This is a genomic window from Leisingera sp. F5, assembly GCF_001593695.1.
Genome location: NZ_LUKH01000010.1, coordinates 60,390 through 86,533, shown reverse-complemented (window position 1 = coordinate 86,533; position 26,144 = coordinate 60,390). Strand labels below are relative to the sequence as shown.

The window sequence follows — 26,144 nt, the reverse complement described above, 5'->3', positions numbered from 1 at the left end:
CGCAGTTTGGCACTGACGGCGGTTGCGACAGAGCAGCGCGATGTGTGGTGTGTGGAAATATATACAGTAAAAACAAAATCTTGAACGTAATCTAAATCTTCAATCCATGTAATTGACTCCTAACTCCAGTGGCCTTAGCACCCTGCATAGGAATTCGCGTGAGGATGGCGCCCGTGACGGACGACGACCAAAAGCAGCGCATGGCGCAGCTGGAGGAGAAGCTGGCAGCGGCGCGTAAGGCACAACAGCCCAAGCCGCGCGCGGATGAGCACTATTCCTTGGCCAATCAGGCCTGGCGGATGGTGATCGAATTGGTGGCCGGTCTCGCGATCGGCTTTGGCATCGGATACGGGCTGGACCATCTGTTTGGAACCCTGCCCATCTTCATGGTGCTGTTTATTATGCTGGGCCTGGCGGCCGGGGTGAAGACGATGCTTCGCACCGCGCAAGAGATCCAGAAAGAGAAACTGGCCGAAGAGGCCGAAAAAAATGCGCAAGACCGGGACTGATCCGACGGGATCAAATGCCGGCGACAGGAGAAGCGGACCGATGGGCAAAATTTTCTTTTATGCAGCGCTGGCGCTGGTACTGGTGTCCGGCCTGATTTTCGCCCCGGCGGAGTCAAAGCTGGCGATCCACCCGATGGATCAGTTCAACGTGGCAGCACTGTTTGGCGATCACATCTCCTGGTACACTCCGACCAACGTGACTCTGTGGATGGCGCTGGCAGTTGCCGCGGTGTTCGCACTGCTGGTCATGGGCTCCTCGCGCCGCGCCATCGTGCCGGGCCGCGCCCAGTCGGTTGCGGAACTGGCCTATGGCTTTATCTACAAGATGGTTGAGGACGTGGCCGGCAAGGACGGCGTCAAGTTCTTCCCCTACATCATGACCCTGTTCATGTTCATCGTGATGGCCAACTTTCTGGGCCTGATCCCCGGCTCCTTCACCACCACCTCGCACATCGCAGTGACCGCGGTTCTGGCAGCGCTGGTGTTCTTCACCGTGACCATCGTCGGTTTTGTCAAGAACGGCGCCGGTTTCCTGGGCCTGTTCTGGGTGTCGAGCGCGCCGTTGGCGCTCCGCCCGGTCCTGGCCGTTATCGAACTGATTTCCTATTTCGTCCGCCCCGTCAGCCACAGCATTCGTCTGGCCGGCAACGTGATGGCCGGCCACGCGGTTCTGAAAGTGTTCGCAGGCTTTGCCGCAGCACTGGGCATGTTCAGCTTCCTGCCGATCTTTGCGATCACCGCAGTCTACGCACTCGAAGTTCTGGTGGCCTTCATCCAGGCCTATGTCTTTACCATCCTGACCTGCGTGTACCTGAAGGATGCACTGCACCCGAGCCACTAAGGCCAGGATCCGGAAAGTTTACCGGGTGAGCCTGGCGGTTCACCCAGACCCTAAATCACCACATTCCATCGTAAGGAGAATACTCATGGAAGGCGATATCGCACAACTCGGTCAGTTCATCGGCGCAGGCCTGGCAGCAATCGGTTCCGGCGCAGCCGCAATCGGTGTGGGCCACGTTGCCGGCAACTTCCTGGCAGGCGCTCTGCGCAACCCGTCGGCAGCAGCTGGTCAGACCGCGACCCTGTTCATCGGCATCGCGTTTGCAGAAGCACTGGGCATCTTCTCGTTCCTGGTCGCTCTGCTGCTGATGTTCGCCGTCTAAGACCTTAGGAACCTATTTCCTTACGGCCGGGCAGTGCGGCTTTAAACCTGCACTGCCCGGTGTAACGGCAAGTTCCCAAGGAGGACGACATGGCATCAAATACGCAAGACGCAGCACACGGCGCCGCAGACGCAGCGCACGGGTCTGCTCCGGGCATGCCGCAGCTGGACTTCTCGACCTTCGGGAACCAGATCTTCTGGCTCGCAGTCGCCCTGGTCGTGATCTACCTCATCCTGTCGCGCGTCGCGCTGCCCCGCATCGCTGCGGTGCTGGCCGAGCGTCAGGGGACCATCACCAACGACCTCGCCGCGGCTGAAGACCTGAAAGCCAAGGCTGTCGAGGCTGAAAACGCATATAACAAAGCTCTGGCGGATGCCCGTGCGGAAGCGCAGCGCATTGCTGCCGAGACCCGTGCGGAAATTCAGGCCGGGCTGGATGAGGCAATCGCCAAAGCAGACGAACAGATCTCTGCCAAGGCCGCTGAATCCGAAAAGGCAATCGCCGAAATCAAGGCCGGCGCACTGGAAAGCGTGAAGGCTGTTGCCACCGATACCGCAGATGCGTTGGTAACAGCGCTGGGTGGTTCGGCAGACGCAGACGCAATTGCCGCGGCAGTTGCTGAGCGGACGAAAGGATAAGGACATGCGCAATATTCTCGCCCTTACCCTGACCTTTGGCGCAGCTTCGCCTGCCCTTGCTGCCGGCGGCGGCATGGACCTGTCCAACACCAATCTGGTTGTGGGCCTCGGCTTTGTGCTGTTCATCGGCATTCTGCTGTTTGCTAAGGTGCCGTCGCTGCTGGCTGGCCAGCTGGACAACCGCGCCGAAGGCATCCAGAAGGAACTGGACGAAGCCCGCGCCCTGCGTGAAGAGGCCCAGACAGTTCTGGCGTCTTACGAGCGCAAGCAGCAGGAAGTTCAGGCCTTGGCTGATCAGATCGTCGCTGCCGCCCGTGACGAAGCTGCCCGTGCAGCGGAACAGGCAAAAGCGGATCTGCAAACCTCCATCACCCGCCGTCTGGCGGCTGCCCAGGAGCAGATCGCCTCGGCGGAAGCTTCGGCTGTGAAGGAAGTGCGCGATCAGGCGATCACCATCGCTGTTGCCGCTGCGGATCAGGTGATCTCCAAGCAGATGACCGCCGCCGAGGCCAACAAGCTGATCGATGCTGCCATTGGGGATGTGGACGCCAAGCTGCACTAGCTCAGGTTGACACTAACGAGTTAAAAGAACCCGGTCCAAGTGGCCGGGTTTTTTGTGCCTTAGGGGTATTGAACCTGCCGGGCATGGTACTCCGTTCAGGCCTTTGTGTCTCTGTTATCCATCGCGTCCAGGTTCATTTAGGTTGCTGGAGAAAAGCGCGATCTTGTTGCCTTGCGGGTCGCGAAGATAGCCAACAAAGAAATGCGGCCCATAGGCGGTTCGAAAGCCGGGCTGGCCTTCGTCCGAACCGCCTGCGCTAAGGGCGCTAGCGTGCAGGTTGCGAACTTGCTCTTGATTTTGCGCTTCAAGAGCAACCATAGACCCGTTGCCACCAGAGGCCGGACGCCCGTCGAAGGTTGGTTTGACGTAAAAGTCTGGAAGCACCGGAGACTGGCCCAGGTCAACGGGCAGTGCGTAACTCAGGCCTTCAGGTCCCTCCTTTAGCTCATAACCAAGGGCAGGTAGAAATGAGGAATAAAACCGCTCGGCACGGGCGATGTCATCTGCGCCTACTGTGACGTAGGCAATCATGCTTTACCCGTCTCATGCTCCAGCCGCTGCCGGGCCACTTCGGCGTTGCGCTCAGCCCGCTGGTGGTCGGTGAGGGCTTGTTTCACGTAGTCCAGATGCGCCTCGACCGCGGTGCGGGCTCCTTGCGGATCGCGGGCTTGCAGGGCGGCGTTGATGGCGCGGTGCTGGTCCAGCAGCGCCTCATAGGTGGTGTGCTGCTGGAACATGATGCGGCGGTTGTAGAACACGCCTTCGCGCAGGAGGTCGAACATCGACCGCATCATGTGCAGCATGATCACGTTGTGGCTGGCGTCCATGATGGCGGAGTGGAACTGGGCATCAAGCTGTGCCGCTTCCTCGGACACGGCGGGATTGCCGGCTGCCTCCATCTTGTCAAAGATCGCCTGGATCACCTGCAGGTCATAGTCCGACCCGAACCGGGCTGCGCGCTCCGCGGCCAGCCCCTCCATGTCGCGGCGGAATGAGAGGTAGTCGAACACCGCCTCATCATGGGTGGCGAAGAGCTGGATCAGGGCGGGCGAGAAGGCGGAGCCCAGAACGTCGGCCACAAACACGCCGGAACCGGCCTTGGAGGCCAGCAGCCCGCGTTCCTGCAATTCGCCGATGGCATCGCGCAGGGAAGGGCGGGAGACGCCGAGTCGTTCCGCCAGCTCCCTTTCGGCAGGCAGCCGCTCGCCGGGAGAAAGGATGCCGCGCAGGATCAGCTGTTCGATCTGCTTGACGACGGAGGCGGAGAGTTTCTCGGGCTGGACTTTCTGGAAAGGCATCTGGTCGCTCTGGCGGATTGGTCAATTTATATGACCACGCTGGACGCGTCGCCGCAAGAGCAGAGGGCATCACGAAGGCTGTAACAATAGGTCAGTATTATTGACTTTAATTTGGAGCCTCTTACCGTGACGCTAGTTGTTGAATGAGGAGAGAGCCATGCAGTTGGATCAGATTTTTGCCACCCGCAACAGCCGGATGAAGGCATCGGAAATCCGTGAGCTGCTGAAGCTGCTGGATCAACCGGACATCATCTCCTTTGCCGGCGGCATCCCCGATCCGGCACTGTTCCCGGCAGATGAGTTTGCCGATGCTTTCAAGAATGCGCTGACGCCGGCGCGGCAGGCGCAGGCGCTGCAGTATTCCGTCAGCGAGGGCTTTCTGCCGCTGCGCCAGTGGATCGTGGTGGAGATGGCGAAGATCGGCATCGACTGCGAGGCAGAGAACGTGCTGATCACCTCCGGCTCTCAGCAGGCGCTGGATTACCTGGGCAAACTGTTCCTGTCGCCGGGCGACACCGCGCTGGTGGGCTGGCCCACGTATCTGGGGGCGCTGGCGGCCTTCAACGCCTATGAACCGCGCTATGACCGGCTGTCGCTGAAGGGTAATCGCACAGCGGAACGCTATACCGAATGTGCGGCAGGGGCGGGCAGTGAGGTGAAATTTGCCTATCTCTCACCGGATTTTGCCAACCCGACCGGCGAGACGCTGGATCGCGCCGGGCGGCTGCGCCTGCTGGAACTGGCGGACACGCTGGACTGCGCCATCATCGAGGACGCGGCCTATCAGTCGCTGCGCTATGACGGCGAGCCGGTGCCGACGGTGCTGGCGCTGGAAATGCAGCAGAAAGGCTCGATCGAGGACTGCCGGACGGTCTATTGCGGATCGTTCAGCAAGACCTTGTCGCCGGGGCTGCGGATCGGCTGGGCGGTGGCGGCAAAGCCGGTGATCGGGCAGATGGTGCTGCTGAAACAGGCGGCAGACCTGCATACCTCGTCGATCAACCAAATGGCGGTGCATGGCGTGGCTGAGGCCTGTTTTGACGAACATGTTGCGCAGCTGCACGCGGTCTACCAGCGCCGCCGCGATGTCATGCTGGCGGCGCTGATAGGCCATATGCCGGAGGGTGTGGAGTGGACCCGGCCTGAGGGTGGCATGTTTGTCTGGGTCACCTTGCCGGAGGGCATGGACGGAGCGCAGCTGCTGGCCCGTTCGCTGGAGACAGAGCGGGTCGCCTTTGTCCCCGGCCAGGCGTTTTTTGCCGATGGCAGCGGCCAGAACACGATCCGGTTGAGCTTCTCCAATTCCAATCATACGGCCATTGAGGAAGGGATTGCCCGTTTGGGCCGGCTGTTGCGGGCCGCCTGACGCCTGATCACGCCCTGCTTGGCAAAAGACCGCCGGATCCTGCGGGTTATCCACAAGATATGGTGGCGATTGAGGCGAATTCACCCCGATTTGGGGGTGCGGAGCGTTGACTCACAGGATAGGAACCGCTGAACTTTCTCGATACGGAATCACGAAGGGGCAGCTTTGCGGTTTTCCAAGCTCAGGCTGAACGGCTTCAAAAGCTTTGTTGATCCTACCGAACTGGTCATTGCCGATGGGCTGACCGGGGTTGTGGGTCCAAACGGTTGCGGCAAATCCAATCTTCTCGAAGCTCTGCGCTGGGTGATGGGGGAAACCCGCGCCAAGGCGATGCGCGGAGGCGGCATGGAGGATGTGATCTTTGCCGGCACGTCGTCGCGACCGGCGCGCAACTTTGCCGAGGTGAGCCTGAATATCGACAACTCCGAACGGCTGGCGCCGTCGGGATTCAACGATGCGGACGGGCTGGAGATCGTGCGCCGCATCACCCGGGACGTGGGCAGTGCCTATAAGTCCAACGGCAAGGATGTGCGGGCGCGCGATGTGCAGATGCTGTTTGCCGATGCCTCCACCGGAGCGCATTCGCCGGCTCTGGTGCGGCAGGGGCAGATCGCCGAGCTGATCAACGCCAAGCCCAAGGCGCGGCGGCGTATTTTGGAGGAAGCGGCGGGGATCTCCGGCCTGTATCAGCGCCGCCATGAGGCAGAGCTGAAGCTGAAGAACACTGAGGCCAACCTGCTGCGCGTCGATGACGTGATCGAGCAACTGGCGGCACAGCTGGCGCAGCTGGCCAAACAGGCGCGGCAGGCGCAGCGCTACCGCGAGATTGGCGAGAAGCTGCGTCTGGCTGAGGGTATGCTGCTGTACCGGCGCTGGCGCGAGGCGGATGAGTTGCGGCTGACCTCCGAGGATGAATTGCGGGTGCGGGTCGAGCAGGCCGCGAAGGCTGAGGCGCTGGTGCGTGCAGCCGCGGCACAGCGCGGCACGTTCGAGGAAAAGCTGCCGCCCCTGCGCGAGGAGGAGGCCATCGCGGCGGCCATCCTGCAGCGGCTGGTGGTCCAGCGCGACTCGCTGGGCGACCAGGAGGCGCAGGCGCGCCAGACCATTGATCGGCTCAGCAGCCGTGTTGTGCAGCTGGGCAACGACATCGAGCGCGAGGCGGGGTTGAACAAGGACGCCGGCGAAACCATCGAGCGGCTGGAATGGGAGCAGCGCGAGCTGTCCAAGGCCGGTGACGGGCATGACGGCAAGATGGCCGAAGCCGCGGAGCTGGCGCGCGATGCAGGCTCGGTCTTGCAGGCGCGCGAGGATCATCTGGCGCAGGTGACCGAGGATGTGGCCCGTCTGGCCGCCCGGCACCAGTCGGCGCGCCGCGCGGTCGAGGATGGCCAGCGTGCGCTTGGCCGTTCCGAGGGCGAAGCGGAGAAAGCCCGCGGTGCTCAGGACGAAGCGCAGGACGCTTTGGAACTGGCTGCGGAGAAATTCGAGGCTGGGGTGACGGCTGAGGAAGAGGCCCGAGAAGCCTCTGAAATGGCGGAGGAGGCGCTGGAAGCAGCGGACGAGGCGCGCACCGAAACCCAGAGCCGCGAGGCAGAGGCGCGTTCGCAGCGCTCCGAGGCTGAGGGCGAGCTGGGTGCGTTGCGAGCCGAGGTGACCGCACTGGCCAAGCTGGTGGAGCGCGACACTGCCGAAGGCGGCCAGGTACTGGATGAGCTGACTGTCTCGCCTGGCTATGAGAAGGCCCTGGGCGCGGCGCTGGCGGATGATCTGCGTGCGCCGCTGGCGGATGCGGACGGTCCGACCGGCTGGGTCTCTTTACCGGGCTATGACCGTGATGCGGAGTTGCCGGAGGGGGCGCAGCCGCTGGCGTTGTTTGTTTCCGGCCCAGAGGCCCTTTCGCGCCGGGTGGCGCAGATCGGACTGGTGGACGGTGATGCGGCGGCGGGCCTGCAGGCGCAGCTGTTGCCGGGGCAGCGGCTGGTCACAGTCGAGGGCGACCTGTGGCGCTGGGACGGCTACCGCGCCTGGGCCGAGGATGCGCCGAGCGCTGCGGCCCTGCGGTTGGAGCAGCTGAACAAGCTGGAAGCGCTGAAACAGCAGATGGAGCGCGTCAGTGCCAAGGCCGACGGCGCCCGTGCCGCGCATGAGATGCTGTTGCGCAAACTGGAAGAGGTGACGCTGGCCGACCAGAATGCCCGCCAGGCCCGCCGGGTAGCGGATCAGCGTGTGGCCGATGCGGCCCGCGCGTTGAGCCGGGCCGAGGCGGACCGCAATCTGGCCGAGGCCAGGCTGGAAACTTTGGGCATTGCCGTCTCCCGCCACGTGGAAGACGCGCTGAATGCCAGCCTGCAACTGAAAGAGGCGGAAAAGGCGCTGGGGGATCTGGGCGATCTGGACCAGGCCCGCACTGCGGTAGAGGACATCAAGCAATCGGTCGAGGCGGCGCGGATCACCATGCTGACGCACCGGTCCTCTCATGATGAGCTGCGCCGCGAAGGCGAGGCGCGCACCAAGCGTGCGCAGGAGGTGACGAAGGAACTGTCCGGCTGGCGCCACCGTCTGGAAAGCGCCGAGGCGCGGATCGAGGAGCTGGCTGAGCGCCGCGAGGCCTCGCAGGAGGAGTTGGAAGAGGCCAACGCGGTTCCGGCGGAAATCGCTGAGAAGCGGGACGAGCTGAACGAGGCAATCTCCGAAGCCGAAGCGCGCAAATCCGCAGCGACCGAGGCGCTGATTGCAGCCGAAGCCGAACTGCGCGAGGGGGTCCACAAGGAGCGCGAATGCGAGCGGCTGGCGTCTGAGGCACGCGAAGCACGCGCCCGCTCTGAGGCGCGCAGCGACGCAGCCAAGGAGGCAGTCACGCAGGCCGCGGGCCGCATCATCGAAGCGCAGGAGATCACCCCGCAGGCACTGCTGGAGAAGCTTGGCGTATCGCCGGATGAGATGCCGGCCTCGGATGATCTGGAGCACGACGTGGACCGCTGCAAGCGCCAGCGCGACGCCCTGGGCGCGGTCAACCTGCGCGCGGAGGAAGATGCCCGCGGCGTGCAGAACGAGCATGACACGCTGGTGGCCGAGAAGCTGGACCTGGAGGGCGCAGTGAAGACCCTGCGCGACGGTATTGCCAGCCTCAACCGTGAGGGCCGGGAGCGGCTGCTGACCGCGTTTGAGCAGGTGAACAACAGCTTTGCCATGCTGTTCACCCATCTGTTCGGCGGCGGCGAGGCCAATCTGGTTATGGTCGAGAGCGACGATCCGCTGGATGCGGGGCTTGAGATCATGTGCCAGCCTCCGGGCAAGAAGCTGTCGACCCTGTCGCTGCTGTCGGGCGGCGAGCAGACGCTGACCGCCATGGCGCTGATCTTTGCGGTGTTCCTGTCGAACCCGGCGCCGATCTGTGTGCTGGACGAGGTCGATGCGCCGCTGGATGATGCCAACGTCACCCGCTTCTGCGACCTGCTGGACGAGATGTGCCGTCAGACCGACACCCGTTTCCTGATCATCACCCATCACGCGGTGACGATGGCGCGAATGGACCGGCTGTTTGGCGTCACCATGCAGGAAAAAGGCGTCAGCCAGCTGGTTTCAGTTGACCTCAAGAAGGCAGAGGCGATGGTGGCTTGAGGCGGGCTGTGAGGATTGGCGGCGCCTGCCGGTAAGAATTAATTTTGGTGGAGTGATAAATGGATATGCTCAAAGCAATTGCCGCATCCGCGGTGCTGATGATGCCGGTAGCCGCGGCTGCCCAGAACGTGGTGGCCAAAACCGGCGACAGCGTTGCCAGTTTCTTCAAGGATGAGGGCGCAAAGGTTGAAGTGACCACCGACAGCGTTGGCGACCCGAACCTGAAGGTCGAATATTACGGCAACGATTTCTCGGTCTACTATTACGGGTGCAACGACAACAAAGACTGCGAAGCCATCCAGTTCTTCTCGGGCTATCAGACAGATGGCAGCGTGCGCCTGTCCAAGATCAACGAGTGGAACAATGAAAACCGCTTTGCCCGCGGCTATGTCTCGGAAGAGGGCTCAGCCCGGATCGAAATGGATGTGTTCCTGGGCAACAAAGGCATGAGCCCGGATGATTTTGCCCAGGCCGTGGGGATCTGGAACCGCGCAATGCAGGATTTCGAAGCTTTCATCGACTGGTAAATCCAGCTGTCACCGGATCGTGACACCGGCTTAACAAGTGAACAGCTAAGGTAGGGGCATGAGATGGATCATGCCCCTGTTTTTATGCCAGTTGGCAAGCAGCGCACTGGCTGAGGGCTGGCCGCTGCGGCCCGGCGACACGGCCCTGGCGCAAAATGAGCTGGAGGCGCTGCCAGGCCGGTCCTTTCGCTTTTATGATGGCGGAGAGTCGCTGTATGGCAGCGATGGCGCCTATGCTTACACCTACTCGGTGGAGAACGGCGGGGGCACCGCTTGGGGCACTTACCGGATTGCCGCAGACGGCAGCATCTGCGTGGAGTTCACCAACGGATTCGGCCGTTGTGATCTGTATGTGCGTAATGGAAGCCGGGTCATCCTGATCACCGAAAGGGGCGAGCGGTTCCCGATCCGTTAAAGCTTCTGCAGCAGCGCCGGCGTCGGCCAGGCATCGGCGGGCAGGCCAAGACGGGCTTGTTCCTTTTGCACTGCAATCCGGGTACGGGCGCCAAGAATGCCGTCGATATCCCCAACGTTATGGCCGCGGGCCTGTAGTATCTGCTGCAGCTGTTTCATCTGAGTGCCGTTCAGCCCGTTTTCGGGTTGGCCTGCGCTATAGGCCTCTGCGCCTTCCAGCCGGTTGGCAAAGTAAGCCGCAGTAAGGACATAGGTAAAGCTTTGGTTCCACTCAAAGTAGACGTCAAAGTTGGGGTAAGCCAGGAAAGCCGGCCCTCTGTGGCCCTGCGGTAGCAGAAGCGAAGCGCGCAAGGAGGGATCGGGTAGTTTGCCGTCCCTTGGAGAGACGCCCAGAGCGCGCCACTGGGCTACGGATTTCTTGCGTCCAGTGCCCGTCAGCGTCAGATCCAGATCCTGAGGGATGATGATCTCTTGCAGCCAGGGCTGGCCCGGCTTCCAACCCAAATGGGACAGCATCCGCGCACCCGACATCAGCGCGTCGGCGGCCGAAGTCTTCAGGCTGACCTTGCCGTCGCCGTCTGCATCGACACCATGTTCCAGAATATCTCCGGGCAGCATCTGAACCATGCCGATCTCGCCGGCCCAGGCGCCTGTTGTGCGTTTGGGATCGAAATTGCCCTGGCTGAACAGCTCCAGTGCCGAGAAGACCTGCGGCCGGAAAAGCTCCGGGCGTCGGCAATCATGCGCCAGGGTGACCAGCGCATCGCGGGTGTTGAAATCGCCCTGATAGCCGCCATAGTCGGTCTCAAACGCCCAGAAGGCAAGCAGCACACCGCGGTCGATGCCATAGGTGTTCTCAATCCGCTGGAAGGTGGCATCATGTTTTTGCGCCATCTGGCGGCCGCGCTTGATCCGGTTTTGCGAGATCAGGTGGCGGGTGAACTCGATGAAAGGCTTCTGAAACACACCCTGGGCACGGTCCGCCTTGAGCACGCCCGCATCCTTGCGGGTGCCCGAGAAGAAGGCGTTGACAGTGGCGGTGTCATACCCGGCCTGCACGGCCTCGTCTTTCATCAGCTTAACGAAATTCTGAAAGCCGCCGCCGCACTGGGCAGTTGCCGCCGCAGGCAGCAGGCTTGCTGCAAGGACGAAGGGCAATAGGCGCATGGTTCTGGCGCTCCTTAGTCTGACCGCTCCCGCAGGGTCTTATGTGCTAGAAAACCGCGGCAATGGCAACCGTCAGGACCAGAGCAAGCGCCCAGGTCTGCCAGAGCAGGGTCACGGAGCGGGTGATGGTTTCGGCGTTGGCGCTTTTGGCACCAATTGCATGGACCCAGGGAAAGCCGCGCATCTGCCCGTCGTAGGACCGCGGGCCGGCCAGCGCGGTGTTCAGCGCCCGCGCCATGGCGGCTTCGGGCCAGCCGGCATTGGGCGACCGGTGCTTTCGGGCGTCTGCAGAAATTGCGCCCCAGTGGTGCAACTGGCCGCTGGACAGGGCGATCAGCAACCCGGTCAGCCGCGCCGGGATCAGGTTCAACAGGTCGTCCAGGCGGGCGGCGGCCCAGCCGAAATCCTCGTACCGGTCGCTACGGTAGCCGATCATGCTGTCGGCGGTGTTGATCATCTTGTAAACAATCAGGCCCGGCAGCCCGGCAATCAGGAACCAGAAGGCAGGGGCGATGACCCCGTCGGACAGGTTTTCAGATCCGCTTTCGATGGCGGAGCGGGCTACTTGCGGCGCCGTCATGGCCGCGGTGTCGCGGCTGACGATCATGGCCACCGCTTGGCGTCCGTCCTCCAGGCTGCTGCGCAGGCCCTTGGCAACGGCAGTAACATGTTCGGTCAGCGACCGCTGGGCGATCAGCATGGCTGCCACCAGGATTTCCACCAGCGTGCCGGGCAGCGACAGCAGCTTGCCTGCGATGAAGCCGCAAAGAACCAGTGCCAATGCGGCCAGCACGCCTTTGCCGCGGCGGTTTTGACCGGTGTTGAGCGTGTGGTCGAGGAAGCCGACTGCTTTGCCCATCAGCACTGCCGGGTGGGTGAAACGGGACCACAGCCATTTGGGCTCGCCGAAAACGGCATCCAACACGAGGGCAACCGCCAGCATTGCCGCGGTGGTCATAGCGTCGTCTCCAGCCGGTCCCAGCCGTCAGCGGGCGGCAGGCCGAGGCGCAAATAGGTTTTGGAATAGGGGAAGATCCGGCTCCAGATGCAGGAACGGGCAAGCTTGTTCTGCCAGACCGCGGCATCGTTCACATTGTAGAGACGGAACAGGTCGGTGCCGCCCACCAGGCTGGCGTCCTTGGCAAGCACCATTTCATCCAGCCGCGCCGCATCCGCCCGGAGCCGGGTGCGGGTGGCTTCGGCCCAACCGTGGTCCTGCAGAGCCAGAGCGCCAGTGCGCAGGGCCGGGCCGGAGACGGCCCATGGGCCTTGCCACGTGGACAGGGTGGCGATCAGTTTGGGATCGCCAATCGCAAAGCCCAGCCGCAGGCCGGCGAGGCCCCAGAATTTGCCAAAGCTTTTCAGGACAATCACGCCGGGCCGGGCGGCCATGCGAATCATGCTCTCGGTTGGGCAGACGTCGCAAAAGCTTTCGTCGATAATAGTGAGCGGTGCAGTGAGTTGTTCTTCACACCAGAGGCGGCCATCGGGGTTATTCGGATGCACCGCGACACGGGCCTCAGCCGGGCCATCCACGCGAATCTTCCAGCCGCGGGCTTCAAAGGCGGCGGCGTGCTCGTTGTAAGTCGGTTTGCTGATCTGCACCCAGCGCGGTGCGGCCAGTGCTGGCAGGGCTGCGATCAGGGCTGAAGCACCAGGGGCGGCGAGAACTGCAGCCTCATCCGGGATGTTCCAGAAAGACCGCGCGGCGAGTTCGAGACCGGCCAGCGCATCGGCGTCCGGCAGCGCGCTCCAGTCTCCGGCGGTGAAGTCCGGCAGCGGATAGTGGTGCGGGTTGATGCCGGTGGAGAGGTCCATCCAATCGCTGCGGATACCACCGAACTCTGCCATGGCAGCGCTGAGGTTGCCGCCGTGGTCCCTGGATGGGGTTGCATTGTCAAGCGGGAGTTCAAGCATCGCGGTAGCCACCGGTTGAATGTTGCTCCGAACGGTTCGGATGCCAAATCAGACACCGCGGTTCATAAAGCAACTGGGGCGAGGCGTGAACTCCCTAATTTTAGGAGCATCGGAAGGAATTGTTCTGCCAGGGGCCGGGGGGCGCCAGATCAGCCGCGCCGGTGCGGTTCCAGCCAGTCGATGTCCGGGTTGACCGGAATGATCCGGTGCGGGTTGATGGTGTCGTGGCTGTAGTAATAGTGGCGCACGATATGCTGCATTCCTACGGTTTCAGCCACGCCCGGCCATTGATACAGCTCGCGTGTGTAGGCCCAAAGGTTCGGGTAGTCCGCCAGCCGCTTGCGGTTGCATTTGAAATGCACGTGATAGACTGGATCGAACCGAAGCAGCGTGGTGAACAGCCGCCAATCGGCCTCGGTCACGCGGTCTCCCAGCAGGTAGCGGTGCTGGGACAGCAGATCCTCCAGCCAGTCCAGGCTTTCAAACAGCGGCTCGACTGCGGTGTCATAGGCCTCTTGCGAGGTGGCAAAGCCGCATTTGTAGACGCCGTTGTTGATGGTGCTGTAAATGCGGGCGTTGACCGCCTCGATCGGCTCGCGCAGTTCCTCCGGCCAGTAGTCATCGCTGTTGCCGGTGATATCGTCGAAGGCCGAATTGAACATGCGGATGATCTCGGCGCTTTCGTTGGAAACGATGGTATCCTGCGCCTTGTCCCACAGCACCGGTACCGTTACCCGGCCTGTATAACCTGCATCGGCGCGAGTGTAGACCTGATGCATATGGGAACTGCCGAACAGAGTGTCACCGGTGGCGCCCTGATCGTCTGTATCAAAGGTCCAGCCTTCGCCCAGCATATCGGGATGCACAACGGAAACGGAGATGTGGTCCTCCAGTCCCTTCAGCTTGCGGAAGATCAGCGTGCGGTGGGCCCAGGGGCAGGCGAGCGAGACATATAGGTGATAGCGGCCGCTTTCTGCAGGGAAACCGCCCTCGCCCGAAGGACCGGCGCTGCCATCAGCGGTGATCCAGTTGCGGAACTGCGATTCGCTGCGTTTGAACGCGCCGCCAGTGGATTTTGTGTCATACCACTTGTCGTGCCATTTTCCGTCGATCAAAAGGCCCATCGGGTTTGCTCCTGCTGCTGTGCGCAGGCACCATAGGCCTGGTCAGGCCGGGTGCCTATGCAGCGCAGCGCGCAAGGCCTCTGCACCACTGCACACGAGCAACAAAATTGCGCGACCGTCAAATTTCCGAAAATGTTCACTTGATTTTATATATTTGTGACGCACCGTTGAAAGAAGGACCCGAGGAAACCCAAGCATTTGGAAGGCCGGAACGATGAACACCTATGTGCCCAAAGCCGTACAGGAAGCACTGGACACCGCCCGCCTTCAGGGGATGCGCAAGAAAAGCCGTTTGCGGGTGATGGCGGACAATGAGCTGGTCCCGGTTCTGCGGATGTGGAAGACGGGTTTTTCGGTTGAGGCGGAGACTGCGCCGATGCTGCGCGGACTGGTCGATCTTTACGAGGGAGCGCGGCACCTGTCGCAATGCCTGATTGTTGCCAGCGAAGAAGAGGGCGGCGAGATGCGCTATGAATTCAAGCGCTCAACACCTGCTGCGGACAGGGCGCCGCTGGATTTCTACAAGTCGCCGGATGCGCCTGCCGGGCTGATCCCCTTCGACCAGTCGCAGGGCAAGATTTGAGCTGCTAGGTCAGGGACGGATTTCAACCTCCGTCCCGATTTCTGCCAGGCGCCACAGCGTTTCCATCTGTTCATTGGTGACAGCGATGCAGCCGGCGGTCCAGTCGCCGGGCAGGGTGATCAGATTGCCCACCGAATTCGGCTGTCCATGTATGAAGATGTCGCCGCCGGGGCTGACCCCGGCCGCGTTGGCCCGCACCCTGTCTTCGGGCTGCGGATAATTGATCCCCAGCGACAGATGATAGGCACTGTTGGGGTTGCGCCGGTCGATCAGAAAGGTGCCTTCGGGCGTTTTGCCGTCACCTTCCTGAAACTTGTCGCCTGCCGGTTCGAACCCTAGTGAGATGGGAAATTCCAGCACCGTTTCACCGCCGCGGCTGGCGGTCAGGCGGCGGGCGGATTTCTCGATCAGGATGCGGTCGATCCGGTCGACCGCCGCGGCCTGCGGCGGTGGTTCGGGCCGCGGGGCAAAAGCCTGCCAGGCGGCCCAGGCGGCGCCGGTCAGAACAACCAGCGCCAAAAGGCGCAACAGGCGCTTCATACCTACTGAAGATCCGAGAAGGCTGCAGTCAGGCGGCGGCAGGCTTCTTCGACACGGGAGCGCTGGGTGGCCAGATTGAACCGCTCCATGAATTCGCCGCCGGCCCCAAAGCCATCACCGGGCGAAGTGGCGATTTTGGCGTCTTCGCGAAGCCGCTTGATGAATTCCTCGCGGCTCATGCCGGTGCCGGAGAAATCCACCCAGGCCAGATAGGTCGATTGCAACGGCAGAGATTTCAGCCCCGGCAGGGCGTTCACGGTCTCATCAAACAGCTTTCTGTTGCCCTCCAGATGGGCGATCTGGGCATCGACCCATTCCGCACCCTCGGGCGAGTAGGCGGCGGTGATCATCGCAACACCAAGCGCGCTGGGGTCATAGTCCAGCGTGTTCTGCCGGTGCCGCATCGCGGTGCGCAGCTCAGGGTCCGGAATGATCATGTTGCCGGTCCTTTGGCCGGCAATGTTGAAGGTCTTGGATGGCGCGGTCAACGTCACTGTCCAGGCGCGTGTATCGGGGGCCGCCACGTCCATTGGGACAAAGGTGCTGCCGGGATAGACCAGGTCGTGGTGGATTTCGTCGGAAACCAGGATCAGATCGTTGCGTTTGGCGAAGTCCGCCACTTCGCGCAGCTCTTCCGGTGTCCAGACCCGGCCCGAAGGGTTTTGCGGCGAGCACCAAAGCAGCAGCTTCTCGGTTCCGTTCAGGCGCGATTGCGCATCGTCTAGGTCCAGATTGTAAGTGCCGCCGTCGCGCGCCAGCGGGCACTCGGTCACCTTGCGCCCGGCCTTGTTCACCTTGTGGGCAAACTCGTGGTAAACGGGCGAGAAGATGACGACGCCGTCGCCCGGCTGGCTCCAGACATCCAGGCAGAGCGCAATGGCATTGCCCAAACCCTGCGAGGTCATCACCCAATCAGTTTCTATGTCCCAGCTGTGCCGGGTCTTCATCCACCATTGAACTGCCTGCAGATACTCCGGGTGCTGCCAGGAATAGCCGAACACGCCGTGATCCGCGGCTTGTTTGACAGCTTCAATCACGCAGGGCGCGGTCTCGTAGTCGGAATCCGCTGTCCACATCGCCAAGCCGTCTTGCGGGGAGACGCCGAACAGCTTCTCCATCTTGTCCCACTTCGAGCTGTGGGTGCCGCAGCGGTCGGTGACTTTGTCAAAATTCATGTGGTGGATTCCCGTGTCGTTGCCTGTAACTTTGCATGCGAAGCTAATCGCTGCAGCGGCATGCGCAAGGGGGCGTTGCGATGAAGCGGCTGATCGCATACATGAAGCGCATGAAACGACCGATCCTGATCCATCCCGATCCCCGCCTGAAAAAGGTTTGCGTGCCCGTGCCGGACCTGAGCGATGACTTGCGCGTGCTGGCGGATGATATGCTGGAAACCATGTATGCTGCGCCGGGCATCGGCCTGGCTGCACCGCAGATCGGCATCCTGCAGCGGCTTATCGTGCTGGACTGCGTCAAGGAAGAAGACGGTGATGCACGTCCGCTGGCGATGTTCAATCCGCAAATCCTGTCCTCTTCCGACGACACCAACGTTTATGAGGAAGGCTGCCTGTCGATCCCGGATCAATACGCTGAAGTAACCCGGCCCAAGGTGGTTGACGTCGAATGGATGGACCGCGACGGCAACGCGCAGCGCGAAACCTTTGACGGGCTGTGGGCGACCTGCGTGCAGCATGAGATCGACCACCTGAACGGCAAGCTGTTCATTGATTACCTGAAGCCGCTGAAGCGCCAGATGATCACCCGCAAGATGCAGAAGCTGAAGCGCGAACGCGCCCGCGCCTGAGGAAACACCAGACATGACTGTCCGCAACTGCCTGCCCTGGCCTGACAAGCGCCTGCGCACCAAGGCCGAAGACGTAAGCGAAATCACCGGCGAGATTCGTGAAATCTGGACCGACATGGTTGATACTATGGATGCGATGCCGGGCGTTGGTCTTGCCGCTAATCAGATCGGTGTGATGCTGCGGCTGGCGGTGGTGGATGGCTCCACCGAACGCGGCCGCGCAGTGAAGCTGGCTAACCCGGAAATCCTGCATTCCTCGATCGAGCTGCGTGAACACGATGAGGCCAGCCCGAACCTGCCGGGTGTTTCGGCCAAGATTAAACGCCCGCGTGCTGTGACCGTCCGATTCATCAACGAGCAAGGAATGGTCGACCGAAAGGATTTCATCGGAATTGAGGCGACCTCGGTGCAGCATCAGATCGATCATCTGAACGGCAGAATGTATTTCGACCGCCTGAGCAAGGTGAAGCGCGACATGCTGATCCGCAAGGCGAAGAAGCTGAACGGCTGAGGCTGGCGATTGAACTCCCGGGCCGCCTGCGGCCCGGTTCGCGCCCGGCCCCGCCCCCAGGGCGGGCGCGAAACGCCCACCCCGGGACCGGGCGCGAACCTGCGTTGTTTCAGGCAAGCCCGTCGGTGTGTGCGGCAAGGCAACCGGGGTGCATACAGGGACGCCGATGCGCATCATATTTATGGGAACGCCTGATTTCTCGGTGCCGGTGCTGGATGCGCTGGCGGAGGCCGGGCACGAGATTGCCGCGGTCTACTGCCAGCCGCCCCGGCCTGCAGGCCGCGGCAAGAAGGACCGCCCCACACCCGTCCACGCCCGCGCCGCGGCCCTGGGGCTGGAAGTGCGCCACCCGGTCTCGTTGAAAGGCGCGGAGGAGCAGGACGCCTTTGCGGCGTTGCAGGCGGATGCAGCGGTGGTGGTCGCCTACGGGCTGATCCTGCCGCAAACCATTCTGGATGCGCCCAAGCTCGGTTGCCTGAATATCCACGCGAGCCTCTTGCCGCGCTGGCGCGGGGCGGCGCCGATCCACCGGGCGATTATGGCAGGTGACGCGGAAACCGGCATCTGCATCATGCAGATGGAAGCAGGGTTGGACACCGGCCCGGTTCTGCTGCGGGAGGCTACTGAAATCGGAGCAGAAGAAACCACTGCGCAGCTGCATGATCGGCTTTCGGCGATGGGGGCTGCGCTGATCGTGGACGCTCTGAGCCGCCTGGAAGGGCTGACGCCTGAGGTGCAGCCGGACTCTGGCGTCACCTACGCCGAAAAGATCGGTAAAGGCGAGGCTCGGATAGACTGGACCCGCCCGGCGGCAGAGGTGGACCGCAAGATCCGCGGGTTGTCGCCCTTCCCCGGTGCCTGGTGCGAAATCGAGGGCCAGCGGGTCAAGCTGCTGGCCTCAAGACTGGCAGAGGGTCATGGAGCACCGGGCGCGGTGCTGGACGACGACCTGACCATTGCCTGCGGCACCGGCGCGGTACAGTTGTTGCGCTTGCAACGGGCCGGCAAAAGCGCGCAGGATCCTGAGGCATTCTTGCGCGGTTTCCCGGTTCCCACGGGCAGCCGCCTGTAACCGGAGACGCTTGATGATCCTGACCCTGATGGGCACCGTGGTGATTGCCGGGATTGTCGGCTACGCTTCTGAACGAAGCGGCTTTACCAGCAATGGCTATGTGCCATCGATCATCATCTGCACGGGCGGGGCGTTTCTGTTCTATTTCGTGCGGCTGATGTTCGGCATTGGCTTCAGCGCGTCGGGCTGGAATGCGATTGCCTCTTCCATCGGGGCCTTGGTGATCGTGCCGACCCATTGGCGCAGATAGGGAGATCGCTATGCCCATCCTTGCTTTGCTTATCATCGGCGCTGCGGCAGGTTTCCTTGCGACCCGGCTGATGCGGCTGGAAACCGATATCATCACCACGGTCTGTATCGGCATGGCCGGGGCGTTGGTCGGCGGGCTGGTGCTGCGCGCCCTGTTGGCGGTCATGGGGTTCATGGCGGGTTTTGTCGGCGCGGTATTAGGCGCTTTGGTGCTGATCTGGCTCTGGCAGCGGTACCTGGGCAAGTAATCCTGGCTGAGGTACGCAGGCCACAGCCGAGGGGGGAGCGCGCGATTTCTGCTGCACCGGGCCGCTGAATGAATACAATATCTCAACCGCTGTGCAATGCGGTGGGAAAACGAGGCAGAGGGCATTTGCAGATGACACAGGACAGCGGCCAGCCCGGTGCGCCGAACGTGGTGGTTGTGACCACCATGAAAGATGAAGGCGCCTATATTCTTGACTGGATCAGCCATTACAAATCCATTGGTGTCAGCGATTTTGTCATCTTCACCAATGAGTGCTCCGATCCCACGGACCATATCCTGCGCTGCTTGCACCGCATGGGTGTAATCGAACACCGGTTCAGCCGGGTGGTGCGCCGCGGCCCGCACAAAAGCGCACTGATGTGGGCGGAGTACGAGCCCAAAGTGAACAATGCCGACTGGGTCCTGGTGATCGACGTCGATGAATACCTGCAAATCAATTCCGGTGACGGCACGTTGCCGGGGCTTCTGGCAGAACGGGCGGATGCAGATGCGGTTTCCTTTGTTTGGCGCATTTTCGGCAATGCAGGGGTTGGAACTGTGGACCATCCCCCTGTGCCTCAGGCCTTTGTGCTGGCTGAACCCGCGGTGGGGCTCCCGGATGAGCATCGGTTCTTCAAGACCGCATTCCGCAAGAATGGAAAATTCACCCGTATGGGGGTTCACCGCCCTTTTCTGGCGGAATCGGCGGGCGAGGTGAACTGGCAGCTTGCCGATGGCACGCGCCTGCCAGAGGATGAGCTGGAAGGTGCGCTTTACGTGCGAGGCGGCTACGGCTATTCCGCAGCGCAGCTCAATCACTATGCGCTGCGGTCTCGTGACGGGTTCCTGAACAAGAAAGCCCGCGGCCGGGCGAACCACTTCACCTCCTCCATTGAGCCAAGCTACTGGCACAAGTTTGACAAGAATGAAGAAGAAGACCGGCGGCTGGCGGACAATTTCTCAGCCGCGCTGCAGATCAAGGAGGACCTTCTGCAAGACGCCAGTCTGAGGGAATACCATGAAATGGCGCTGGTCTGGCACCGGCGCAAGGGCCGTAAGGCCAGGATCAGCAAAGACGGCCAGGAGTTTCTGAAATCCTTGGGTGACACCCGCAAAACCGCCTGATTGCGGTTGATTTGTTGCCGGTGCCATTCGTGTCAGCGCGTCTTGGTTTCCGGTGCTGGCAGATTACGCAGCCTTGCTCCGTAGCAGCAGCGCATCTGATCGCACTGGTGACAGTTCCTTGATCCGGGTTGTGAAGACAGGGTTCACAATCAGGCATTTCCGGTTGACTGGAGGAGGCGCCAATTGTTCTGACCGCAAACCGGCCTTAACTGCGCGGCGGGCGGCTTTTGTAGACAGGCAGGTGCCAGCCGAGCAGGATCGACCCTGCCCGCAAGGTCCAGCACACGCCGGCGCAGGCCAGCAGGGCAAACCGCACCTCCAGTCCAAGCCAGATCGCCAGGACGGCGGTGATCGCACCTGCCATGGCGCAGGAGATGTAAAGCTCACCCTGTTTCAGCACCAGGGGCACTTCGTTGCAGACAACGTCGCGCATCAAGCCGCCCATGGTTCCGGTGGCCATGCCCATCAGCACGGTGATCACCGGCGGGCTGCCCAGCGCCAGTGCGGCGCCTGTGCCTGCAGGAACAGCTACGGCAAGTGCAAAGCTGTCCAACCAGACCACCCAGCGCAGACGGCTCTCCAGCAGATGCGCGGTAAAGAACACCGCCACCGCAGCGAAGGCCGCCAACAGGATGTAATTCGGGTTGCCGATCCAGAACACCGGATTGCGGTCCAAAAGCAGATCGCGCAGCGTGCCGCCGCCAAGCGCGGTCAGGCAGGCGACAAAGGCAAAGCCGACGATATCCAGCTGCGCCCGGCTGGCCACCAGCGCGCCGGACAGGGCAAAGACCAGAACAGATGCGTAGTCCAGCAAAGCCAGAAACGTCATGCCCGGTTCTCGTGCATCAGGCGTTTTTCTTTTTCTTGAAGGGGGCCATGCCGGCGCGGGCCAGCTCATCCGCGCGTTCGTTCTCCGGGTGGCCGGCATGGCCCTTGACCCATTCCCAGGTCACCTTGTGGCGGGCTTGCGCTTCGTCCAGGCGCTGCCACAGTTCGACGTTCTTGACCGGCTTCTTGCTGGAGGTTTTCCAGCCGTTTCTCTTCCAGCCGAAGATCCAGCCGGTGACGCCGTTCTTCACATAGGCTGAGTCGGTAACAACGGTAAGCGTTGACGGGCGCGCCAGGCTTTCCAGCGCGTTGATCGCGGCCAGCAGTTCCATCCGGTTGTTGGTGGTCTCGGCTTCGCCACCCTTCAGTTCTTTCTCCTTGACGACGGTGTCTCCATCCATCGCACGCAGCAACGCACCCCATCCGCCGGGGCCGGGGTTGCCGGAGCAGGCGCCATCGGTATAGGCAAACAGCTCAGCCATGGGCGGTCAGGATCACATAGGTTTCAACCCCGCCGGCCAGTCCCTGGCCGTTTCCGCGGCGGGACCGGGTTACGGTGAAGCCCGCATCTTGAAGCAGATTTTTCAATTCATCCTCGCTGTAGTAGGCATAGAAACGTCCCAATTTGTCACGCCCCTCGCTGTCTCCGAGCTTCATGCCAATATGGAAGATGCCGCCGGGGTTCAAGGCGCGATGGATGCGCGTCAGATGACTGGGGAGATCGGCCCGCGGCGCATGCAGCAGGCTGAAATTTGCCCAGATGCCATCATACTCCCTTTTGCTCTCCAGTGCTTCGAAAGTTGCGACCTTCACCTCAATTCCGAAATCCGATTTTGCCAATGCGGCCATCTCAGGGGAGGCATCCATGGCCGAGACCTCAAAGCCTTGCGCCTTGAACCGTGCCGCCCAGTGACCCGGACCGCAGCCCAGATCCATGACCCGGGCGCCTGCTGGCAGAAGCGAGGTGAAGGCCTCGAAGTCAGGATCGTGAAAACTGTCATCGGACCGGGCGAATCCATCTGCATATGCCTGCGCCGCCTCGGCGTAGGCTTCCAGTGTTTTCTGGTCGCTCATTTCTTGCCCCTTTTCCGCAATGGCCGGCTCAGGCACGTTCAAAAGCGAGCCGGGCGGCAAGGCCTGCAAACACGGCAGCAAAGCCGCGGCTCATCCATTTCAGCACCCGCGCGCTGTTCAGAAGGTAACTGCGGGCCTGGGCGGCAAACAGCCCGTAGAGCACAAAGATGGCAAAGGTCATCGCCATGAACACCAACCCCAGAACTGACATCTCCAGCGTCGCGCTGGCAGGATTTCCGCTCAGGAACGGCGGCAGCAGCGCCAGGAAGAACACCGACAGCTTGGGGTTCAGAATGTTGATCAGCGCTCCGCGCCAGGCGATACTCCGGCCGGGTTGGCTGGTACGTTGTGAATTGACAGCCAGGGCACCGCCGCTGCGCAGCGCCTGCCAGGCCAGATACAGCAGATAGGCAACGCCTGCGGCCTTGACGATCTGGAACAGTAGCGCCGAGCTGTGCAGGACGGCGGCCAGCCCCAGGGTTGCGGCGGCCAGGTGCGGCACAATGCCGAACGTGCAACCAAGCGCGGCCCAGATCGCAGCGCGGCGGCCTTGGCCAAGGCCCAGGGCCAGCGTGTAGATAACGCCGGTGCCGGGGGCGAGGACGACAACAAAAGCAGTGATCAGAAATTGCAGGGTAATCATCAATGCGGCTCCAAAAAATGTCCGAATGCTATTGGGTGCCACGATTAGCGTACCGCAGGTGTGCTTTCTGTGACTTTCTTCGCAATTCAGCCGCGTTTCGTCAGGCGGTTTCGCGCAATACCTTGGGCACCTTGAATTCCACGGTTTCGACAGCGGTTTCCACCACCTCGACGGTCACGTCGAAACGTTCGCGGAAGGCGTCGATCACCTCGTTGACCAGCAGCTCGGGCGCCGAGGCTCCGGCGGTAATGGCAACCGAGCGGATGCCCTCCAGTGCGCGCCAGTCTATGTTTTCAGCACGCTGCACCAGTTGGGCGTAATCGCAACCGTTTTTGGCGCCGACCTCGACCAGGCGGCGGGAATTCGAGGAGTTCGGCGCACCGACCACCAAAAGGGCGTCTGCTTTGGGCGCCACCGACTTCACTGCTTCCTGGCGGTTGGTGGTGGCATAGCAGATGTCTTCTTTGTGCGGGCCGGTGATGTTCGGGAACCGCTGGTGCAGCGCTGCCACGATGCCTTTGGTGTCGTCTACCGACAGGGTGGTCTGGGTGACATAGGCCAGTTGATCCGGGTCGCGCACCTCCACCTTGGCCACATCCTCGACGGTTTCCACCAGCAGCACCTCACCGTCGGGCAGCTGTCCCATGGTGCCGATGGTTTCAGGGTGGCCTTTGTGGCCGATCATGATCATCTGCAGACCGGCCTCGGCGTGGCGTTGGGCCTCGATATGCACCTTCGAGACCAGCGGGCAGGTGGCATCGACATAGACCATCTCGCGGCGGCCGGCTTCGGCCGGAACTGACTTTGGCACCCCGTGGGCGGAAAAGATCACCGGGCGGTCATCAGGGCATTCGTCCAGCTCCTCGACAAAGACCGCGCCCTTATCGCGCAACGAGTCGACCACGAATTTGTTGTGCACGATTTCGTGGCGCACATAGACTGGCGCGCCCCATTTTCCGATCGCCATTTCGACAATTTTGATGGCGCGGTCCACGCCAGCGCAAAAGCCGCGCGGCGCCGCGAGGTAGAGGGTCAGGGCTGGTTTGGTCATGGGCGTCTCCTTGCGGCCAGAGGTAAGCGGTTCGAGCGGCAAGGTCCAGTGCTGGCGGGTCGCAACGGGTCCGCTCGGAGCGTCCCGCAGCAGGCGGCAGCAAAGGGATCGGCAGAGCCGAACTTGCATCAGGGAATGTATGAAATGGATAACTGGAGCCGCCAAAGGGCAAGGGTCGCCGCAGCCGTGAAGGCGTTTATGTCCAGGCGCTAAGCAAACATAATGTTGCTGGCTGTCTTGTCCACTTAAAGTACTGCGAGCCCGCTGACAGCATTAGTCACGGTAAGCTGGTTTCACGCCGCAAGCCGATCAATAATCAGGCGGCCGAAAAGCGCTGTCCGGAACAAGGCGCCACCCCATCAGGCGCCTTGTTCCGGCAGGTTTTGCTTAGCCGTGTGCAGCTGTCGCTGAACGCGGTTCGCTTTGCTCGCGCGGCGGGCGGCCGATGACATCGCGCAATTCTTCCAGCTCGATGAAATTGTCGGCCTGGCGGCGCAGATCGTCAGAGATCATTGGCGGCTGGCTGCGGATGGTAGACACCACCGAAACACGCACGCCCTGGCGCTGCAGGCTGGCAATCAGCGGACGGAAATCCCCATCACCTGAGAACAGCACGATGTGATCCACCCGCGGCGCCAGCTCCATGGCATCGACGGTAAGCTCGATATCCATGTTGCCTTTCACTTTGCGGCGGCCCATGCTGTCGGTGTATTCCTTGGCCGGTTTGGTGACCATGGTGAAGCCGTTGTAATGCAGCCAGTCCACCAGAGGTCTGATCGGGGAATACTCGTCATTTTCCAGCAGAGCGGTGTAATAAAAGGCCCGCAAAAGCTTGCCGCGGCGCATGAATTCCTGCCGCAACAGCTTATAGTCGATGTCAAACCCAAGCGCCTTAGCCGCGGCGTACAGGTTCGACCCGTCTATGAACAGCGCAAGCCGTTCGTCTTTATAAAACATAAAATGTTCCTTCCGGTATAACCGTCCCGGCCGGGTGTTCCGTGAGTGAGTGCTTGAAATCAGCGGGACGGGTGGACTTAATGTAAGTTATTTGTCATCTGCCGCAAGTATACTGCCATTCTGAAATAGGGTCAAAAATGGCCGGAAACCGGAAAACGTCGCTCATCGCGCTTGGCGGCAACCTGCCTGTTGACGCTGATGCGCCGCAAGCCACCTTGTCAAAGGCGATTGCCGCTTTGCAATCGGATGACGTTCTGCTGCGCTGCATCTCGCGGTTCTTTCAGACGCCCTGTTTCCCGGCAGGCGCCGGGCCGGATTATGTGAATGCGGCTGTAGCGGTTGAGACATCCTTGTCCGCGCGCGGGCTGCTGGCGCGCTTGCATGACATTGAAGCGCAGTTCGCCCGGGTGCGGCAGCAGCGCTGGGGGATGCGCACGCTGGATCTGGACCTGATTGATCATGGCGGTGCGGTGCTGCCGGATGAGGGCGGATTTGCCCGCTGGCAGGGGCTGCCGCTGGAGACCCAGATGCAGGAGGCCCCTGGGCAGCTGATCCTGCCGCATCCGCGCATTCAGGATCGCGCCTTTGTGCTGGTGCCGCTTTGCGATATTGCCCCGCGCTGGCACCACCCTGTGCTGCAGAAAACCGCCGCCCGGCTGCTGGCGGAATTGCCGCCGGAGGATGTGGCAGAGGTCACGCCGTTGTAAGACGCGCAATGCGGTGTTTTCCGCTCTTGTCAAGGGAAAGGTTTGGGCGTAAATGTCTGCCTTCTGGACCCGGAATGAAATGGAGAGTCGCTGATGGCCCGCGTGACGGTTGAAGATTGCGTCGATAAAGTGCCCAACCGCTTTGAGCTGGTGATGCTGGCAGCGCACCGTGCCCGCGAAATCTCGGCCGGTGCCCCGATCACCGTGGATCGCGACAACGACAAAAACCCGGTCGTTTCCCTGCGTGAAATCGCTGATGAAACACAAAGCGCAGACGATCTGCGCGAGCGTCTGATCGAAGGCAACCAGACTCAGATCGAGGTCGATGAGCCGGAAGAAGATTCGATGGCTCTGCTGATGGGCGCGGATCACGACAAGCCCGCCGATGACGACATGTCTGAAGAGAAACTGCTGCGCGCGCTGATGGAGGCCCAGGGCCAGGGCTGA

General features: G+C 61.8%; 32 protein-coding genes. 18 read left to right on the top strand and 14 right to left on the bottom strand.

Features of this window, described 5'->3' with window-relative positions; all coding sequences use genetic code 11:
- Positions 1–173 precede the first annotated feature (173 nt).
- From A2I95_RS09020 to A2I95_RS09000, 5 genes are all read left to right on the top strand, one after another.
- On the top strand, positions 174–509 hold the full coding sequence (locus A2I95_RS09020; RefSeq protein WP_291729443.1) for an AtpZ/AtpI family protein: 336 nt from the start codon (positions 174–176) through the stop codon (positions 507–509).
- Positions 510–549: 40 nt separating this feature from the next.
- Positions 550–1,350 carry a F0F1 ATP synthase subunit A gene (locus A2I95_RS09015; protein WP_291729442.1) on the top strand — a complete coding sequence of 267 codons (801 nt, stop codon included), beginning with the start codon at positions 550–552 and terminating at the stop codon, positions 1,348–1,350.
- A gap of 85 nt (positions 1,351–1,435) precedes the next feature.
- Positions 1,436–1,672, top strand: a complete 237-nt coding sequence (locus tag A2I95_RS09010; RefSeq protein ID WP_008205040.1) for a F0F1 ATP synthase subunit C — start codon at positions 1,436–1,438, stop codon at positions 1,670–1,672.
- 89 nt (positions 1,673–1,761) lie between these two features.
- The gene (locus A2I95_RS09005; protein ID WP_291729441.1) at positions 1,762–2,310 is read left to right on the top strand and encodes a F0F1 ATP synthase subunit B'; all 549 of its coding nucleotides are present in this window, start codon (positions 1,762–1,764) and stop codon (positions 2,308–2,310) included.
- A gap of 4 nt (positions 2,311–2,314) precedes the next feature.
- Entirely contained in the window at positions 2,315–2,872 is a 558-nt protein-coding gene (locus A2I95_RS09000) for a F0F1 ATP synthase subunit B (RefSeq protein WP_291729440.1), read from the top strand.
- A 114-nt stretch (positions 2,873–2,986) separates the two neighbouring features.
- Here A2I95_RS09000 and A2I95_RS08995 read toward each other — a convergent pair whose 3' ends face one another.
- The gene (locus tag A2I95_RS08995) at positions 2,987–3,403 is read right to left on the bottom strand and encodes a VOC family protein (RefSeq protein WP_291729439.1); all 417 of its coding nucleotides are present in this window, start codon (positions 3,401–3,403) and stop codon (positions 2,987–2,989) included.
- A complete protein-coding gene (locus A2I95_RS08990; protein WP_291729438.1) occupies positions 3,400–4,170 on the bottom strand; it encodes a FadR/GntR family transcriptional regulator in 771 nt (256 codons plus the stop codon). The genes A2I95_RS08995 and A2I95_RS08990 overlap by 4 nt, the downstream gene beginning before the upstream one ends.
- 157 nt (positions 4,171–4,327) lie before the next feature.
- Here A2I95_RS08990 and A2I95_RS08985 point away from each other — a divergent pair, with 157 nt between their 5' ends.
- The 4 genes from A2I95_RS08985 to A2I95_RS08970 all read left to right on the top strand — a co-directional run bounded on the left by A2I95_RS08985 (position 4,328) and on the right by A2I95_RS08970 (position 10,099).
- Entirely contained in the window at positions 4,328–5,536 is a 1,209-nt protein-coding gene (locus A2I95_RS08985; protein WP_291729437.1) for a PLP-dependent aminotransferase family protein, read from the top strand.
- 165 nt (positions 5,537–5,701) lie between these two features.
- Positions 5,702–9,157 (top strand): AAA family ATPase, encoded by a 3,456-nt coding sequence (locus tag A2I95_RS08980; protein ID WP_291729436.1) that lies wholly within the window; start codon positions 5,702–5,704, stop codon positions 9,155–9,157.
- Positions 9,158–9,216: 59 nt separating this feature from the next.
- Positions 9,217–9,684 carry a YbjN domain-containing protein gene (locus tag A2I95_RS08975; protein WP_291729435.1) on the top strand — a complete coding sequence of 156 codons (468 nt, stop codon included), beginning with the start codon at positions 9,217–9,219 and terminating at the stop codon, positions 9,682–9,684.
- Between the two features lie 70 nt (positions 9,685–9,754).
- Complete coding sequence (locus A2I95_RS08970; RefSeq protein WP_291729434.1) at positions 9,755–10,099, top strand: hypothetical protein; 345 nt, start codon at positions 9,755–9,757, stop codon at positions 10,097–10,099.
- Here the strand turns inward: A2I95_RS08970 and A2I95_RS08965 are convergent.
- The 4 genes from A2I95_RS08965 to A2I95_RS08950 form a co-directional block, all read right to left on the bottom strand.
- Positions 10,096–11,265 carry a lytic murein transglycosylase gene (locus A2I95_RS08965; RefSeq protein WP_291729433.1) on the bottom strand — a complete coding sequence of 390 codons (1,170 nt, stop codon included), beginning with the start codon at positions 11,263–11,265 and terminating at the stop codon, positions 10,096–10,098. The genes A2I95_RS08970 and A2I95_RS08965 overlap by 4 nt on opposite strands.
- A gap of 46 nt (positions 11,266–11,311) precedes the next feature.
- Entirely contained in the window at positions 11,312–12,223 is a 912-nt protein-coding gene (gene cbiB, locus A2I95_RS08960) for an adenosylcobinamide-phosphate synthase CbiB (RefSeq protein WP_291729432.1), read from the bottom strand.
- Entirely contained in the window at positions 12,220–13,182 is a 963-nt protein-coding gene (locus A2I95_RS08955; RefSeq protein ID WP_291729431.1) for a threonine-phosphate decarboxylase, read from the bottom strand. Before A2I95_RS08955 ends, cbiB begins: the two co-directional genes overlap by 4 nt.
- A 149-nt stretch (positions 13,183–13,331) precedes the next feature.
- The gene (locus tag A2I95_RS08950) at positions 13,332–14,306 is read right to left on the bottom strand and encodes a glutathione S-transferase family protein (RefSeq protein ID WP_291729430.1); all 975 of its coding nucleotides are present in this window, start codon (positions 14,304–14,306) and stop codon (positions 13,332–13,334) included.
- Between the two features lie 214 nt (positions 14,307–14,520).
- Here A2I95_RS08950 and A2I95_RS08945 point away from each other — a divergent pair, with 214 nt between their 5' ends.
- Complete coding sequence (locus tag A2I95_RS08945) at positions 14,521–14,889, top strand: hypothetical protein (RefSeq protein ID WP_027257273.1); 369 nt, start codon at positions 14,521–14,523, stop codon at positions 14,887–14,889.
- Between the two features lie 9 nt (positions 14,890–14,898).
- Here A2I95_RS08945 and A2I95_RS08940 read toward each other — a convergent pair whose 3' ends face one another.
- Together A2I95_RS08940 and A2I95_RS08935 are read right to left on the bottom strand one after the other, a co-directional pair.
- Complete coding sequence (locus A2I95_RS08940; protein WP_291729429.1) at positions 14,899–15,429, bottom strand: L,D-transpeptidase family protein; 531 nt, start codon at positions 15,427–15,429, stop codon at positions 14,899–14,901.
- A gap of 2 nt (positions 15,430–15,431) precedes the next feature.
- Positions 15,432–16,604: a MalY/PatB family protein gene (locus tag A2I95_RS08935; protein ID WP_291729428.1), complete on the bottom strand. Its 1,173-nt coding sequence runs from the start codon at positions 16,602–16,604 to the stop codon at positions 15,432–15,434.
- A 110-nt stretch (positions 16,605–16,714) separates the two neighbouring features.
- Here A2I95_RS08935 and def (A2I95_RS08930) point away from each other — a divergent pair, with 110 nt between their 5' ends.
- The 6 genes from def (A2I95_RS08930) to A2I95_RS08905 all read left to right on the top strand — a co-directional run bounded on the left by def (A2I95_RS08930) (position 16,715) and on the right by A2I95_RS08905 (position 20,437).
- A complete protein-coding gene (def, locus tag A2I95_RS08930) occupies positions 16,715–17,233 on the top strand; it encodes a peptide deformylase (protein ID WP_291729427.1) in 519 nt (172 codons plus the stop codon).
- Between the two features lie 13 nt (positions 17,234–17,246).
- Entirely contained in the window at positions 17,247–17,744 is a 498-nt protein-coding gene (def, locus tag A2I95_RS08925; RefSeq protein ID WP_291729426.1) for a peptide deformylase, read from the top strand.
- Between the two features lie 166 nt (positions 17,745–17,910).
- On the top strand, positions 17,911–18,816 hold the full coding sequence (gene fmt, locus A2I95_RS08920) for a methionyl-tRNA formyltransferase (protein ID WP_291729425.1): 906 nt from the start codon (positions 17,911–17,913) through the stop codon (positions 18,814–18,816).
- A gap of 13 nt (positions 18,817–18,829) precedes the next feature.
- Positions 18,830–19,066 (top strand): hypothetical protein, encoded by a 237-nt coding sequence (locus A2I95_RS08915; protein WP_291729424.1) that lies wholly within the window; start codon positions 18,830–18,832, stop codon positions 19,064–19,066.
- Positions 19,067–19,076: 10 nt separating this feature from the next.
- The gene (locus A2I95_RS08910; protein WP_291729423.1) at positions 19,077–19,313 is read left to right on the top strand and encodes a GlsB/YeaQ/YmgE family stress response membrane protein; all 237 of its coding nucleotides are present in this window, start codon (positions 19,077–19,079) and stop codon (positions 19,311–19,313) included.
- A 131-nt stretch (positions 19,314–19,444) separates the two neighbouring features.
- Positions 19,445–20,437, top strand: a complete 993-nt coding sequence (locus A2I95_RS08905) for a glycosyltransferase family 2 protein (protein ID WP_291729422.1) — start codon at positions 19,445–19,447, stop codon at positions 20,435–20,437.
- A gap of 205 nt (positions 20,438–20,642) precedes the next feature.
- Here the strand turns inward: A2I95_RS08905 and A2I95_RS08900 are convergent, their stop codons facing one another.
- The 6 genes from A2I95_RS08900 to A2I95_RS08875 all read right to left on the bottom strand — a co-directional run bounded on the left by A2I95_RS08900 (position 20,643) and on the right by A2I95_RS08875 (position 24,990).
- Complete coding sequence (locus tag A2I95_RS08900; RefSeq protein WP_291729421.1) at positions 20,643–21,266, bottom strand: trimeric intracellular cation channel family protein; 624 nt, start codon at positions 21,264–21,266, stop codon at positions 20,643–20,645.
- A 16-nt stretch (positions 21,267–21,282) separates the two neighbouring features.
- Positions 21,283–21,747, bottom strand: coding sequence for a ribonuclease HI (gene rnhA / locus A2I95_RS08895; RefSeq protein WP_291729420.1), 465 nt, complete (start codon positions 21,745–21,747; stop codon positions 21,283–21,285).
- Positions 21,740–22,339, bottom strand: coding sequence for a class I SAM-dependent methyltransferase (locus A2I95_RS08890; RefSeq protein WP_291729419.1), 600 nt, complete (start codon positions 22,337–22,339; stop codon positions 21,740–21,742). The genes rnhA and A2I95_RS08890 overlap by 8 nt, the downstream gene beginning before the upstream one ends.
- A gap of 28 nt (positions 22,340–22,367) precedes the next feature.
- On the bottom strand, positions 22,368–22,982 hold the full coding sequence (locus A2I95_RS08885; RefSeq protein ID WP_291729418.1) for a LysE family translocator: 615 nt from the start codon (positions 22,980–22,982) through the stop codon (positions 22,368–22,370).
- Positions 22,983–23,082: 100 nt separating this feature from the next.
- Complete coding sequence (gene ispH, locus A2I95_RS08880; RefSeq protein ID WP_291729417.1) at positions 23,083–24,033, bottom strand: 4-hydroxy-3-methylbut-2-enyl diphosphate reductase; 951 nt, start codon at positions 24,031–24,033, stop codon at positions 23,083–23,085.
- A gap of 387 nt (positions 24,034–24,420) precedes the next feature.
- Positions 24,421–24,990, bottom strand: a complete 570-nt coding sequence (locus A2I95_RS08875; RefSeq protein WP_019296609.1) for an NYN domain-containing protein — start codon at positions 24,988–24,990, stop codon at positions 24,421–24,423.
- Positions 24,991–25,127: 137 nt separating this feature from the next.
- Between A2I95_RS08875 and folK the strand changes: the two genes are divergently transcribed.
- Positions 25,128–25,697 carry a 2-amino-4-hydroxy-6-hydroxymethyldihydropteridine diphosphokinase gene (folK, locus tag A2I95_RS08870; RefSeq protein WP_291729416.1) on the top strand — a complete coding sequence of 190 codons (570 nt, stop codon included), beginning with the start codon at positions 25,128–25,130 and terminating at the stop codon, positions 25,695–25,697.
- A gap of 93 nt (positions 25,698–25,790) precedes the next feature.
- Entirely contained in the window at positions 25,791–26,144 is a 354-nt protein-coding gene (gene rpoZ / locus A2I95_RS08865) for a DNA-directed RNA polymerase subunit omega (protein WP_129369324.1), read from the top strand.